The following is a 14,018-nucleotide window of genomic DNA, read 5'->3' on the forward strand; positions in this document are numbered from 1 at the left end:
GTATTACTCACTACTTATCGTTGAATCATTAAAATATATGCTTATCAGTATGAACTCAAGATGACTCATACTGACGATTTACTACCCAAAAACCAGTCTATAAATACTCAAATTTGCCAGAAGAAAGCAGCAATTTTTTCAACTGCTCAGGGGTCTCAACAATATAGTCAGCTCCCCACTTCTTTAGCGTCTTTTGATCTTCAGGCGGAATATAACCATAAGCGGCCAAAATGGTTGGCATGCCAGCGGCGTTGCCCGCTTCAATATCACGGATATGATCGCCCACATAGAGCACAGAGCCAGCGGCACCGCGAGGGATGCCCAGTTTCTCTAGGGCCATATACATCGGCTCAGGATCCGGTTTTGAGCGTGATACATCGTCTGGACAGACCAAAGCGGCACAGCGCTCATCAAGTTGCATTTTATTGAGCAGTTTTTCTGCCAGATAGCGGGGCTTGTTGGTGACAATACCCCACGGTACGCCTTTGCTCTCTAGATCTGCCAGCACCGCGTCAAGGCTATCAAACAAGCAGCTATCGACACAGATGTCGGCCTCATAGTCATCTAGGAACTGTTGACGAAAATTAAGTAACTCGTCCTCGCCAACCTCTAGCTGATCGTTATGTCTGAGCATCAATTGCACCATAGCGGATGCACCCGCAGAAACTTGCTCACGAATATCTGTCTCGGACGGCGCTTGCCAATTATTTTCAAGGCTCATTTTACCAATCATACGCACAAAGTCCGCGGCAGTATCGATTAACGTGCCATCAAGGTCAAATAAAACAGCTTTTACAAATTGGCTCATAGTGAATGCTCTTGAGATTGATAACGTGTTTAGTAAAATTACAATGGATAAAGAAAGCCGTCTACAGTGTCAAATCTACCGCGTTAAACCAATGGCTTTTGAACGGCGATCATATAATTGACATCGACATTTTGAGCAAGCCAATAACGCTTGGTCAAGGGATTGTAATGCAAACCGATGATATCTTGGCGTGCAAATCCTGTATTGATGGCCATTTTGTCTAGCTCAGCTGGCGTGATAAATTTGGCATAATCATGCGTGCCGCGGTCGAGCAATCGCAATACATACTCTGCCCCAACGATGGCAAACAAATACGATTTTGGGTTGCGATTGATGGTTGAGAGCACGCAGACGCCGCCAGGCGCTAGTAGCTCATAACACGCTTGTACAATTGAGCTAGGATCAGGCACATGCTCCAGCATCTCCATACAGGTCACCACATCGAACTGACCTGCATGCGTTTTTGCTAGCTCTTCAACTGGAATATGCTGATAGCGCAATGTGTTCTCTAACCCGCTCTGTGAGGCATGTACGGTTGCGGCCTTGAGGTTTTCAGCGCCCAAATCAATCCCTGTCACATCCGCACCGCGGCGCGCCATAGATTCCGATAATATGCCACCGCCGCAGCCGACATCCAGTACCTTTTTACCAGAGAGCCCTTGCTCTGCTGTTTTGATCGCGCCAGTGTTGTTGCCATTGTTAGCGTCGTTTTGATAACCCCGTTTGACGTTTTCTTCTATCCAATTTAAGCGTAATGGATTGATTTCATGTAAGGTTGCAAATGCACCTGTATTGCTCCACCATTCACTCGCCAAGTTGTTAAATTTTTCGACTTCGCTGGGATCGACGTTTATCGTATTCGTTACTGTATCATCGAAGCGGTTTTTGGTTGTATCGCTCGATGTTGGCGAAGAAGATAAGGCTGAGCTCATAGTATTTCCTTTGTTGTCGTTATCATTATTATCGTAGAAGGTGCACGATTATGTGTTCAATATTATCATGAGCGCAGCTTCTTTGTCGTAAGTACATCGTCACTGATTGTGAATAGACTGGGCAAACACCTAAGTTTGTGTGCTAGCTGCTTTGTAATAGCGCCGTTATACGGCCTATTATAAAAATACTCATTCATATTATCGACAATTACTCCTAGTATAGAGAGATCTGATCTAAAAATATAAATGAGCGGATAATATTGATAAAAATACAAAGCAGCGTAAGTAAGATACCTTAAATAATAGCTAACAGCTTTACAACTGTCGGTTAAGAATCCGATTCACAAGCGCCCACGTTTTACGTTATCATAGTCGATACCTCAATATTATGTCACTTAAGTATATTGAAATTCTTCTCGCTCAGATATCATGTATTATAAGCGCCATAGATACACAAACCCTTTAACAAACTCTAAATCCCTACATCTTAAGGATAAAGTATGAAACGTGTCATTACATTGACTGGTCTGGCAATGGCCATTGGACTTGCTTCTATGGGCGCACAAGCTGCAGACTATGTCGCTGGAAAAGATTATCGTGTGCTAGACAATCCAGAGACCATCAGCGGTGATGCTATTATTGTTCGTGAGTTTTTCTGGTATGGCTGCCCGCACTGTAATGTGCTTGATCCACATATGGAGAAATGGGCAAAGACTAAAGACAAAGATGTCGTATTCTTTAAAACACCAGCAGCACTAAACCCTGTTTGGGAAGCCAATGCTCGTGGTTTTTATGCGGCTCAGCTTTTAGGGTTCGAAGACAAAACCCATTCTGCCTTGTTTGACGCGATCCACAAAGATGGCAAAAAACTGTTTGATCAATCATCATTGAGTAAATGGTACGCATCAAAAGGCGTGAATGAGAAGAAATTCAACAGTCTTTACAACTCATTTGCTGTTGGCACAAAAATTGGTCGCTCACAAGAAGGCGCTAAGCGCTATCAGCTTACTGGCGTACCTGCTGTAGTCGTACAAGGCAAATATGTAGTCACAGGTGAAGATGCTAAGGTGCCTAAAGTGGTTGAATATCTAGTCGATAAAGCTCGCGCTGAGAAAAAATAGCCTCTATATACAAGCTTATACAGCGCATACAAGAAAGCCAATCAGTCATTGATTGGCTTTTTTGCGTTCTAAAATCTAGTCGATATTACTATCGTATATCTATTTTTTCAATTGCGACAAGATCGCCACTTCGCGAATATAGCTTGCCAAGTCTGCTTTGGATTCTGCCATTAGCTCGTCGTCTTGCATATGTTTGGCGTACTCAATCCATAGTAGTAATTGATACATACTGTTGTGTTCAGAGGCTTTGTATTGTTTGACAAATTGCTTGAGCGTGCCCTCATCATTGATATTTAGACGATCATACCAACTTTCAATTTTAGACACCTGCTCTTTGGGGAAAAATGCATCAAACAATGCCTTGACCAACTCGTGGCGATTTTCTTCGCTGATGAGCTTACCGACGCGTTTGGTCTGACGGTTACGAGCATTGGCGCTGGTAATATCGGCCAATGCCATGAGTTCAGCCATAAAATAATCACTAGCTGGCAACGTTTTTAACTGCTTTTTTGAGAGGCTAGCGAGTGGTATGGATAACTGCTGTAAGCGCTCGTGGGCTTTTTTGAGCTCTGTGCGCGAGACACGCATATCTTGTTCTGACCAGTCAATCATAAAAGCTTTCCAAAATAATAAGTAATAAATTAATAGTGCTGAATATAACTACCAACGACTTTTTTCACGGTGCTTTGCCAGTACCTTTACACCTTCTGGCATCGTATCAGCGAGGCGACGCTGTAGATGATCGGTGATAAATACTGAACGATGCTTACCGCCGGTACAACCGATCGCAACCGTCACTGTATGACGATTATTGTGCAAAAACTCTGGTAGCCAACGTGTCAAAAACTTATCGATATCATCTAGCATTTCAGCCACTTCAGGATACTCTGCAAAAAACGTGCTGACTTCAGCATCGAGCCCTGTCGAGGCACGCAGCTCAGGATTCCAATGTGGATTAGGCAAAATCCTGACATCGAATACAAAATCAGCATCAATCGGACTGCCATGCTTAAAGCCAAAGGATAACAGATTGATCACAATCTGATTGTCCATGCCAATGTGTTCGCGTAACCTGTCTTTTAACTGATGAATATTTAAAGTCGTTGTATCGATCTTGATATCTGCTTGACTAGAGATGGGCTTTAACAGCTCAACTTCTTTTTTGATCGCGGCAGGTAGATTGAATACGACATGGTTTGCATTGTCACTATCGACATCCTGAGACATGAGTGGATGTACACGGCGCGTCGCATTGAAACGCGCTATCAGGGTGCTCTCCTGCGCGGTCACATATAATACTTGAACAGCTTGTCTGCCGTAAGTGTCTTTTAATGCTGCATAGGTTGCTGCAAAATTGGACAGATCCGCGCGCGGCGTTCGAATATCAACGCCAAGGGCAATGCGATTGATACCGCTCTCTTTTACCAGCTTGTGCGCGGCGCTCGGCAATAAAGACAACGGTAGATTATCAATAGAGTAGTAACCTAAATCCTCTAAGATATTCAGTACTGAGGTTTTTCCTGAGCCTGAACGTCCTGATACCACTAAGATACTGAGTTTATCCGTTGATATTTTTGACGCTGATATTTTTGGCGTTGTCGATGCAGCTTGATTCTCGCTTTGATCCTGATTCATATTCATGATCTACCCATTCTAGTTCATTGCATCCGATACAATATGTACCGAAGGGTTTACCCCACCACTACTAACTGATTATCCAATAAACGTGCGCGTCCCAGCCATGCTGCAACCAAAATAACAATGTTTTTATTTTCTATATTGAAAGTTGTAGAGTCACTTACGACAGAACCCAGCGCTTCAGTTTTTACTTCTAGATAATCGATCGTGAAACCTGCATCACTAATGCGTGTACGCTTGTCTTTTAGTAATGATTCAAACGCTTGCTGACTAATACCACCACCTTTCAACTGCTCTGCCAAATCTTGTAGCTCTCGATGCAGTATAGGCGCAACTTGTCGCTCAGATTCGGTTAAGTATTGATTACGTGAGGAGAGCGCTAGCCCATCATCAGCACGAATAATAGGTGCACCAATAATCTCAATTGGGTAGCTCAAATCACGCACCAACTGCTTAATAATAGCCAGCTGCTGATAGTCTTTTTGGCCAAATATCGCCACATCTGGTTGCACAATGTTGAAAAGCTTAGAGACAACGATACCAACGCCATCAAAATGACCAGGACGTGATTGACCACATAGTTGGCTACTAATAGCGCCAGCTAATACAGTAGTCGGTGGTGGTAATACTGGGTACATCGCATCAACGCTTGGCGCAAACACATAATCTGCACCAACAGTGGCAAGCTTAGCCACATCCTCGTCTAGTGTACGCGGATAACTATCAAAATCCTCGCCCACACCGAACTGAGTAGGATTGACAAAAATACTAACGACGATGATATCCGCATGCTGTTTAGCAATTTTTACCAGCTCTATATGACCCTGATGCAGATTACCCATTGTTGGTACTAACGCAATACGCTGCTGACGGTCTTGTTTGTCAATTTGGTGACCACGATAAGGCTGAAGCGCTGCACGTAGTGATGGGATATCATGATAAATAATTGGAGACATGGTAGTTTTTCTTATATTTCAATATTCTGATATTTGAAAGCTCAAATAGATTAGCTAAATTGATGCTGTTCAGTTGGAAAGCTGCCCTCACGTACTGATTGCTGATATAACGCAAAAGCCCCTTCAATACTGCGTGCATGATTGCGCTCATCGGTCAAAAAGTCATGTACAAAACGTGGCACACGACCGTGTACCATGCCCAACATGTCATGCATCACCAGTACCTGACCATCAGTATCTGCGCCTGCACCGATGCCAATGACTGGTACAGCAACAGCATCTGTCACTGTTTTGGCAAGTGCTGCCGGCACACACTCTAGCACCAAAAGCGCTGCACCAGCATCAACCACTGCCTTAGCATCAGCGAGCAATTTGTCAGCCGCTTCGTCACCGCGGCCTTGAATCTTATAGCCGCCAAAGACATTGACCGATTGCGGAGTCAAACCAAGATGTACACAAGTAGGCGTTCCTGCTTGCGCTAAAGTCGTCACCAATTCACAGAGCTCACTACCGCCTTCGACCTTAATCACATGCGCCCCTGCTTGCATCAATTGGCGGCTATTGGCAATGGCTTCTGGCAACGTCACATAACTCATGAACGGCAGGTCAGCCAATATCAAAGCGTGTTTATTACTACGAGCGATATTGGCTGTGTGATAGGCCATATCATTGACGGTTACAGGTAGTGTTGAGTCATGGCCTTGCACGACCATACCTAGACTATCACCAATCAAAATCGTATCGATCTGTGCCTTATCCATCATCCGTGCAAACATTGAGTCATAGCACGTCAAGCAAGTAAACTTAGTACCCTCTTTTTTAAATTTATTCAACGTAGATAATGTTGTCATATGACCCTCAATTAACTTGCAATGCCTTTAATTATCAATGTCTATCATTTTAGCGAGCGTTAGTGAGCTATCATAAAAAGTATCTGATACTTAATCAGTTATGATAAGCCACTGCAGATCAGTCGTTTGATAATAATTTTAAGCCTGTCCAATCATGACTTTGTGGGTAATCAGCTATTGGTGTTTCTACGATAGTCAAATGTGGCGCTAACTCTCGCAGTGGTATTAATACAAAATTACGCTCGCATAGTCCAACGTGCGGAACCGTTAGCTGTGGTTCGGCAATCTGCATATCACCATATAGTAAAATATCGACATCTAGACTACGCTCACCCCAGCGGCGCAAACGTGCCCGCTTGGCCATGCTTTCTAACTGCTGACAAAAACTAAGCAGCTCAAAAGGCGTCATTACCGTTTCAAACCCAGCAACCGCATTGATAAAGTCTGGCTGGTCTTGTGGACCCATTGGCGCTGACGCATAAAAAGAAGACACGCTAATTTCGCGTATTTTCTCACTCTTTTTCATGCTTTCAAGCGCTTGCTGCAAATGGTCTATAGGCGAGCCCAACTCATTAGATAGATTGCTACCTAGGCCCACATAACAGGTAACCCAGTGACTATCATTCATACTGTTATTCATATCAGGCACTGTCAGTACTAGGCTGACGGCGACGGCGTTTTGATGGCACAGGGCCTTTATCATCGGTCACTTTAACAGCAGGCGCTTGATTACTATTAACTTGCTCAGTCTTTGCTTTGACTGGTTTCTTGACCTTTGTTGGTGTAGCCGCTTTCTTTGTCCCTTCACGCGCTACAGTTTTTGCTTCTGTAGTATCAGCTGGACTAGCTGATGACGCTACTGACTTAAGTGCTTTTCTCGCATACTTCGCTGTTGATTGTTCTTTATCAGCTTTGCTTTGCAACTCGACACTATTTGTACTATCAACAGTAGGCTGACGACGGCGACGCTTGTGCGGAATCGGCTCGTTATTCATACTGACAAGCGCTGGCGATCTGGCGATTGAGCGAGTTGGTTTTACCTGATCAGATGTTGCCTTAACCTCTGACGAATTAGCTTTAGACAACTGAGTACTATCTGAATGATCAGCTTTATCCGTTTGCACAGGTGCATTCTTGCGCTTCGGCTGCGATGCTTGCTCATCTAATAGTTGCTTTTGTAGCGGTGGCACAACTTTTTCGTGCTCTATAACGAACAGTGGCGCAGGTTTAGAGTGATGGCCTTTGTTTGTCGCTTGGTTATTACTGGCAAGCGATAGCTGCTGTAGCTGAGCAAGCTCATTACTGTCTTGCTTGACTTGCTGCGTATCATATTCTTTACCAGTGTTTTTGGTCTGACTGGCAGCGCGACGACGACGTGCTGGGATATTTGATGGGTCATTTACCATTGTCTGATCATTCCTACCTTTATCAGTACTAGTATTGGCTTTACTTTGTTTTGCACTGTTCTGATTAGATGGTGAGTGATCAGTGATATTTGCTTCTGGTTTTTGGCGGTTGCGTCCGCGGCTACGTTGCCCTTTTTTATAGGCACCGCGGCGAATATTTTCGTCGAACGCTTCAATCGCTTGCTGCTGCTCTCGCTCAGACAATGTCTGATACGTCTGCCACCACTCGCCCATGCCATTCGTCGACTCTGACAATGGATGCTCAGCATCACCGCATTGCTCACGCAATAATAAGAAGTCAAAACCCGCACGAAAGCGCGGATGCTCAGAGAGCTGAACGATTTGCTTGCTACGCGGAGCCGCAAGTTTTGGCTGCAATATCCAAATATCACGGATAAACTGCTCAGCAAATTTTGGAATAGCGGTTTTGATGCGTTGACGGTCAATGACTTTACCAGCGGCATGCATTTGTGCTTCAGCAAACGGCATATTGCGCTTTTTAGCTTTTGCCAATTGATGCAAATAGTTTTCCCACAATAGCGCTGCATAAAAGAACGCTGGATTGATGCTTTTGCCTGCCGCAATACGCTTGTCGGTATTGATGGCCACTTGATTGACTAAGGCGCTTGGCTCGGCTGGTGGATAAATGATGAGGCTATCGATCGCGCCAGACTCAAACAATAGTGGCAACAGTGGCACTAGATAGCCACCGGTAAACATCTTCTGTGTTTCATCGTAGAGACGATGTGGCGATATCTGCTCAAGCAGCGCCCAATTACCATCATGAAACTGATCGGATAACGCATCATCAAACTCAAAGCCCAATTTGGCTTTAAATCGCAGCGCACGTAATAGTCTTACTGGATCTTCTTCGATACGCACTGGCGCATGACCCAATAGACGAATGATTCTATTATCAATATCATCAAGCGCACCGCAGAAATCATGAACCACGCCTTTGAGCGGCTGATAATAAAGCGCGTTGATAGAAAAGTCACGACGGGCAAAGTCTTGCTTGATATCGCCCCACACATTGTCGCGCAGGATCATACCGTCCTGATTGGTATTGGCATTGCTCGTTGGTGGACCACGAAACGTCGCCACTTCGATTAACTCGCGACCTGAATATACATGTGCCAATTGGAAGCGGCGACCGATGATACGGCAACGCTTGCCAAAGACGTCTTTAATCTCGTGCGGCTTGGCATCAGTCACGGCGTCAAAGTCTTTTGGGCGCAGACCCAATAAGGTATCGCGCACACCGCCACCAACAATATACGCATCAAACCCAGCTCGGGTCAATGTGGCAATCACTTCAGTAATGGAATTGGGTAATTCAGATTTGTTCAGTTCTAACTGCTTGGCGGCACGCTCGGCCATGCATCTACTCCTCGCCGGTATTCTTTAACCACCCCTGAATAACACAGCGTTTATCAGGCGGATGTACCCGCTAGTTTAACAAATTTTGCACGTGCTGGGTGTGTTATGACATTTACTTACATGCTATTTTGTCAATATTGGGATTGATTAATGCAAAATACCGCTATTAATCTTGCACACTTAAGCGTCTTCGATTTTTCTCAAGCGTTTTTGCACCAATACCTTTCACCTTTGCCAACTCATCTACTGTTTTGAATTCACCAAACATTTCACGATATAAAATAATCGCCTGGGCTTTACTGCTGCCAATACCATTCAGCGATACCAGCTCGCCTTCACTGGCACGATTGATATTTACGGTGGCTTCATCTCGTGCCTGTATTTTGGCATTTTCTTGTGCCAACAGATAATTGTAAGCGCGCTGAGGGTTCTCAAAACAGGGAGCAGCGTGGGCATTATTAAGCATCAGCAGAGCGCATAAAAGACTAACAATAGACATTGCTGTGTAGCTGCTGGGCGAAATATAACTGTGAGACGAAATTTTATGATGAGCGTTCATGTTGTTTCGCCGCTTCCCACAATGCATCCATTTCGGTTATATCGCTGTCCTCCAAACGCTTACCACTTAATGCTAATTGCTCCTCAATATAACCAAAACGTGATTTAAATTTATGTACGCAGGTTAAGGTAGCGGCTTCTGCATCAAGGTTTAGTTTACGTGCGACATTGACGAGCGCAAACATGCAATCGCCTAATTCCTTTTCTACCTCTCTGATATTGGCTTTGATCTCGACTATAGATTTATCTGTTAGCTCATGCTTTAGCTCGGCAATCTCTTCGTCTAGCTTTTCGACGGCACCAGTAACACCGTCCCAATCAAAACCCAGCGTTGACGCTTGTTTTTGTACATTTTGTGCCTGCATGAGAGCACTACCGGCTTTTACGTTATCTAAGCGACGTTTTGACTTACCTCGTGCTTCGCGTGCCTGTTGCTCTTCCGCTTTAATTTCATCCCAGCGTATTTTTACTGCGGCATCGTCCTTGAGCGTTTCGGCTTCAAATACATGAGGGTGACGGCGAACCAGCTTTTCTTGTAAAGTCGTAATGACATCACTCATATCAAAACGCCCTTGTTCAGCGTACATCTGACAATGAAAGATGACTTGTAATAGGACATCACCCAGCTCACCTTTGATATCTTCATCATCATCGCTTTGCACTGCTTCGCCCAGCTCATAGGCTTCTTCAATGGCATACGGAATAAGGCTATGGTTGGTCTGTTTCCTATCCCACGGACAATCTGCTCGTAGACGAGCCATCAAAGCCAGCAGATCATCAAGCTTTCCAGTAGCGTCTGGCGTTCCTTGCACGGGCTTAGGTACGGTAATTTTATTGTCTAAAATACTCATAGGAAATACTCTTATATCTTATTTATCATGCCATTTTTTGGTTTGGTATAGCGTATAGTTTATCATTCTCGTATGTCAGTGTAGTACGAGGCTTAGTGATCGATCAGCATAAATCTGCGTCATACATATCGACATGTGTCTAACTCATTGAGTAGTTAATGTATCATTGAACCCTGATTGGCTTATAATTATGCTATCTACTTTCTTATTTTATCATTGCTCACGCGCAAGGAATTTTATCATTATGTCGACTTCTGCGACCACCAGCTATCAGCCAGCCATGGAATTCAATGCTATCACCATCAACTCGTTTAAAGCCTATGATATACGCGGTGAGCTTGGCGTCAATCTCGATGAAGACATCGCCTACCGTATTGGTCGGGCTTTTGCTCAGATTTTGTATCAGCGCTATCAGGCAGCCATTGAAAATAAAACCAATGATATGGCAGATCTAAAACCAGCTATTGTCATTGGTAGTGATATTCGCCACTCTAGTGAGCAATTAAAACAAGCGGCTATCAAAGGTATCATGGATGCAGGGATTGATGTGATTGACCTAGGTATGACAGGGACAGAAGAGGTGTATTTTGCCACCAGTTATTATCAGGCGCTAGGCGGTATTGAGGTGACTGCCAGTCACAACCCTATCAACTATAATGGCCTCAAACTGGTCAAAGAACATTCAAAACCTATCAGTGCGGATGACGGTTTGGCAGAGATTCAGGCATTGGCAGAATCAGGACAATTTACCACTGACAATCAATCAGGACAGTTGCAATTATTGACTGATAAAAGTGCTTATATCGATCATGTCATGACTTTTATCGATATTGATAAATTAAAGCCCCTTAAACTGATTATTAACTCCGGCAATGGCAGTGCAGGTCCAGTCGTTGACTTGTTAATCAATAGACTGACGCAAGCTGGTGCACCCATTGAAATTATCACGTTGCATCATACGCCTGATGGTAGCTTCCCTAACGGTATTCCCAATCCAATGATTGAAGCCAATAGACTGGCGACTCAGCAAGCCGTACTAGAAAACAAAGCGGATCTTGGTATTGCTTTTGACGGTGACTTTGATCGCTGCTTTTTGTTTGACGAAAATGGCGTGTTCATTGATGGTAGCTACATCGTCGGTATGCTCGCTCAAGCATTTTTGAACAAATACCCGAGTGAGTCAATCGTCTATGATCCACGAGTGATATATAATACTGAAGCGGTTATCGAAGCGCATAATGGCAATGCTGTAATCAGTAAATCTGGACATTCTTTTATCAAGCAAATCATGCGCGAGTCAGGTGCGGTCTATGGTGGCGAGATGTCGGCCCATCATTACTTCCGTGATTTTTTCTATTGCGACAGCGGTATGATTCCTTGGTTACTCACCATTGAGCTGCTGTCTATCACAGGTAAGACCTTATCAGAATTGGTCACAGGTTATATTCAATCTTATCCCAGCTCAGGCGAACTAAACTTCCGCCTCACGACTCATGATGCCCCAACCATCATCAGTGCCATTGAAGAAAAATTTAGTATCGACAATCCAACTAAATCTCTGCTTGATGGCTTAAGCCTAAATTTTGGCGAATGGCGCTTCAATTTGCGTGCTTCAAATACTGAACCACTGATTAGATTGAATATCGAAAGTCGCGGCGATCACTCGTTATTGGCTAGTAAAACGCAAGAAATTCAGCAATGGCTAGCGGTACAAGGAGCAGTACCAGCATAAAATCATAAAAAAGCTCGCTAATCATGGTTAGCGAGCTTTTTTGATAATGAATAGGGCGTGTTGAACATTCGCAAATAGGCACTGCTGATCGCTAAAATTGTTCCAGACAAGGCACAAAGCGATGATAATGCAGATGCCTTAGCGAGATTTGTAACGCAGTATGGGGCAATTTTAGCATCAGCCCCAACGATAAAAGCAGGGGACAGGACTCTTTTTTGCCGCTTCATCGTTAAAAATAAGCGCTTAGAGTGACTAAACTTATTATTTTTAACATCGAATCGCCTAAAAAATAGTCGCTGTCAGTGCCATGGTCGAATGTTCAACACGCCCTAATGTTAAATAAAACTATTTAGCTCGACCAATGCCCACATAGTCGCCTACTAAGCGATCAATTTGCGATCGAGTAAATGTATTTTGCGCATCAAATACTGGCATGGCTTGCTGATTGATTTTATCAATATCCAATCGCTCTCGTGGCGACCAGCTGATCAAAAAAACGGCCTGAGCATCATTGATTCTCTGATAAGGACTACTAATCAATTCAAGCAATGGTTGTTGTTCGTACAGTGCAGCAAGCTCACCCTGTGCTTTATCACTATAAACCAGTGTACGGATACCATAAGACCACAGTAATGCTAACAATGGATGAATGGCTGAGCCTGCGGTACGGCCTGAGCCTGCTTTATAACTGCCACCCCAGATCATGACGGTTTTATTGTCAATGAAACCATCAAAATACTGCCAAAACTTGCGAAATATCAGCTCTTTTTGGTCCTCATTAATATGCACGACAGACTGTAAAAGAGGCATGTCTAAACTATGCATTTTGCTCGACTGCTGTAACTTAGCCAGCTCGGTAGGTAGTGTATTACCGCCAAACCCCCATCCTGCCTGTAGATAGCTACTGCCTACGCGCTCATCCAACCCCATAATACGACTCACCTGACTGATATCCACCTGCTGGCTATCCGCCAAGCGTGACATCTCATTCATAAAGCTCACCCGGGTCGCGAGCATCGCCATGATACTACTACGCGCAAACTCTATCGTTGCGATATCGGCATGATGAGCGGCGCGAGCATGCTGCATTAACGGCTGTAACATCTCTAAATGTTGGTTGCTGTCTGCTGTTTTTTCACCCAGCAACCATAATGCAGGGTTCAACATGGAGTTATAAGCATCACCATCTTGCAAAAAAACAAACGGTATATAATAGACCCACGCTCGCTGTAGACGCTCAGATAGTGCTGATACAGCGCCTAATTCCTTAATTCCGCTCATTATTACAGGTAATGCCTGCTGATGGCTTTGATTAAAAGCCCGAATCCAACCATCTTCTGTCCACGCAGACTTAATACTGTCTAAAAACAACCAGTAAAGCGCCACTTTATTTTGATCATCACTATGAATGCTCTGACTGACGACGTGGCTGTCATCATGATTTGCCGTTTCATAATATTGTATTAACGTCTCTGCACTATCTGGCAATGCTTGACTTGTAATAACTCGCTGCTGTACATACATTTGCCATAGCGCTTGCAGATGATGCTCAAAGCTATATTGCTGTATCTGCTGAGCCAATAGATCTATATCTGCATACAGATGAACGCGTTGACCTAAACTTGCCAGCACCACGGCACTGGTAATCGCTTCGATACTATGGCCAACCAGCACACACACATTGGAACTGGTCAATGGGTTTGATGCAAATCCATTATAAGGCATACATTGATCGTTTGTAGCAGTCCCCATGAGTGTACCTTTTTACATTATTGATTGATCAGT

At 44.1% G+C, this 14,018-nt stretch carries 13 protein-coding genes; 2 read left to right on the forward strand and 11 right to left on the reverse strand.

Annotated features, from left to right (window positions below; all coding sequences use genetic code 11):
- Nucleotides 1-97 precede the first annotated feature (97 nt).
- Nucleotides 98-808 (reverse strand): HAD family hydrolase, encoded by a 711-nt coding sequence (locus tag AOT82_RS07885; RefSeq protein ID WP_071002554.1) that lies wholly within the window; start codon nucleotides 806-808, stop codon nucleotides 98-100.
- Between the two features lie 83 nt (nucleotides 809-891).
- Nucleotides 892-1,740 carry a bifunctional 2-polyprenyl-6-hydroxyphenol methylase/3-demethylubiquinol 3-O-methyltransferase UbiG gene (ubiG, locus tag AOT82_RS07890; RefSeq protein WP_071002555.1) on the reverse strand — a complete coding sequence of 283 codons (849 nt, stop codon included), beginning with the start codon at nucleotides 1,738-1,740 and terminating at the stop codon, nucleotides 892-894.
- Nucleotides 1,741-2,240: 500 nt separating this feature from the next.
- On the opposite strand from ubiG, the gene AOT82_RS07895 reads away from it, so the two are divergent.
- Entirely contained in the window at nucleotides 2,241-2,861 is a 621-nt protein-coding gene (locus AOT82_RS07895) for a thiol:disulfide interchange protein DsbA/DsbL (protein ID WP_071002556.1), read from the forward strand.
- A 99-nt stretch (nucleotides 2,862-2,960) separates the two neighbouring features.
- Here AOT82_RS07895 and yjgA read toward each other — a convergent pair whose 3' ends face one another.
- From yjgA to mazG, 8 genes are all read right to left on the reverse strand, one after another.
- The gene (gene yjgA / locus AOT82_RS07900; RefSeq protein WP_071002557.1) at nucleotides 2,961-3,473 is read right to left on the reverse strand and encodes a ribosome biogenesis factor YjgA; all 513 of its coding nucleotides are present in this window, start codon (nucleotides 3,471-3,473) and stop codon (nucleotides 2,961-2,963) included.
- 48 nt (nucleotides 3,474-3,521) lie between these two features.
- Nucleotides 3,522-4,502, reverse strand: a complete 981-nt coding sequence (gene rapZ / locus AOT82_RS07905; protein WP_071002558.1) for an RNase adapter RapZ — start codon at nucleotides 4,500-4,502, stop codon at nucleotides 3,522-3,524.
- Between the two features lie 50 nt (nucleotides 4,503-4,552).
- Complete coding sequence (gene panC, locus AOT82_RS07910) at nucleotides 4,553-5,455, reverse strand: pantoate--beta-alanine ligase (RefSeq protein ID WP_083328898.1); 903 nt, start codon at nucleotides 5,453-5,455, stop codon at nucleotides 4,553-4,555.
- 50 nt (nucleotides 5,456-5,505) lie between these two features.
- Nucleotides 5,506-6,306 carry a 3-methyl-2-oxobutanoate hydroxymethyltransferase gene (gene panB / locus AOT82_RS07915; RefSeq protein WP_071002559.1) on the reverse strand — a complete coding sequence of 267 codons (801 nt, stop codon included), beginning with the start codon at nucleotides 6,304-6,306 and terminating at the stop codon, nucleotides 5,506-5,508.
- 118 nt (nucleotides 6,307-6,424) lie between these two features.
- Nucleotides 6,425-6,934 carry a 2-amino-4-hydroxy-6-hydroxymethyldihydropteridine diphosphokinase gene (folK, locus tag AOT82_RS07920; protein WP_071002560.1) on the reverse strand — a complete coding sequence of 170 codons (510 nt, stop codon included), beginning with the start codon at nucleotides 6,932-6,934 and terminating at the stop codon, nucleotides 6,425-6,427.
- A 13-nt stretch (nucleotides 6,935-6,947) separates the two neighbouring features.
- A complete protein-coding gene (gene pcnB / locus AOT82_RS07925) occupies nucleotides 6,948-9,092 on the reverse strand; it encodes a polynucleotide adenylyltransferase PcnB (RefSeq protein WP_071002561.1) in 2,145 nt (714 codons plus the stop codon).
- A 166-nt stretch (nucleotides 9,093-9,258) separates the two neighbouring features.
- Nucleotides 9,259-9,651 carry a ComEA family DNA-binding protein gene (locus AOT82_RS07930; protein ID WP_071002562.1) on the reverse strand — a complete coding sequence of 131 codons (393 nt, stop codon included), beginning with the start codon at nucleotides 9,649-9,651 and terminating at the stop codon, nucleotides 9,259-9,261.
- On the reverse strand, nucleotides 9,635-10,501 hold the full coding sequence (mazG, locus tag AOT82_RS07935) for a nucleoside triphosphate pyrophosphohydrolase (protein WP_071002563.1): 867 nt from the start codon (nucleotides 10,499-10,501) through the stop codon (nucleotides 9,635-9,637). The genes AOT82_RS07930 and mazG overlap by 17 nt, the downstream gene beginning before the upstream one ends.
- A 244-nt stretch (nucleotides 10,502-10,745) precedes the next feature.
- On the opposite strand from mazG, the gene AOT82_RS07940 reads away from it, so the two are divergent.
- Nucleotides 10,746-12,233, forward strand: a complete 1,488-nt coding sequence (locus AOT82_RS07940; protein WP_071002564.1) for a phosphomannomutase — start codon at nucleotides 10,746-10,748, stop codon at nucleotides 12,231-12,233.
- Between the two features lie 345 nt (nucleotides 12,234-12,578).
- On the opposite strand, the gene AOT82_RS07945 is transcribed toward AOT82_RS07940, so the two are convergent.
- Nucleotides 12,579-13,985 (reverse strand): UDP-glucose/GDP-mannose dehydrogenase family protein, encoded by a 1,407-nt coding sequence (locus AOT82_RS07945; protein WP_071002565.1) that lies wholly within the window; start codon nucleotides 13,983-13,985, stop codon nucleotides 12,579-12,581.
- Nucleotides 13,986-14,018 lie beyond the last annotated feature (33 nt).

It is taken from the genome of Psychrobacter sp. AntiMn-1 (assembly GCF_001854065.1).
Taxonomy (GTDB): Bacteria; Pseudomonadota; Gammaproteobacteria; order Pseudomonadales; family Moraxellaceae; genus Psychrobacter; species Psychrobacter pacificensis.

Coding starts and splice junctions, on each gene's coding strand:
- AOT82_RS07885 (WP_071002554.1), bottom strand. CDS start 808: ATGAGCCAATTTGTAAAAGCTGTTTTATTTGACCTTGATGGCACGTTA.
- ubiG (WP_071002555.1), bottom strand. CDS start 1,740: ATGAGCTCAGCCTTATCTTCTTCGCCAACATCGAGCGATACAACCAAA.
- AOT82_RS07895 (WP_071002556.1), top strand. CDS start 2,241: ATGAAACGTGTCATTACATTGACTGGTCTGGCAATGGCCATTGGACTT.
- yjgA (WP_071002557.1), bottom strand. CDS start 3,473: ATGATTGACTGGTCAGAACAAGATATGCGTGTCTCGCGCACAGAGCTC.
- rapZ (WP_071002558.1), bottom strand. CDS start 4,502: ATGAATATGAATCAGGATCAAAGCGAGAATCAAGCTGCATCGACAACG.
- panC (WP_083328898.1), bottom strand. CDS start 5,455: ATGTCTCCAATTATTTATCATGATATCCCATCACTACGTGCAGCGCTT.
- panB (WP_071002559.1), bottom strand. CDS start 6,306: ATGACAACATTATCTACGTTGAATAAATTTAAAAAAGAGGGTACTAAG.
- folK (WP_071002560.1), bottom strand. CDS start 6,934: ATGAATGATAGTCACTGGGTTACCTGTTATGTGGGCCTAGGTAGCAAT.
- pcnB (WP_071002561.1), bottom strand. CDS start 9,092: ATGGCCGAGCGTGCCGCCAAGCAGTTAGAACTGAACAAATCTGAATTA.
- AOT82_RS07930 (WP_071002562.1), bottom strand. CDS start 9,651: ATGAACGCTCATCATAAAATTTCGTCTCACAGTTATATTTCGCCCAGC.
- mazG (WP_071002563.1), bottom strand. CDS start 10,501: ATGAGTATTTTAGACAATAAAATTACCGTACCTAAGCCCGTGCAAGGA.
- AOT82_RS07940 (WP_071002564.1), top strand. CDS start 10,746: ATGTCGACTTCTGCGACCACCAGCTATCAGCCAGCCATGGAATTCAAT.
- AOT82_RS07945 (WP_071002565.1), bottom strand. CDS start 13,985: ATGGGGACTGCTACAAACGATCAATGTATGCCTTATAATGGATTTGCA.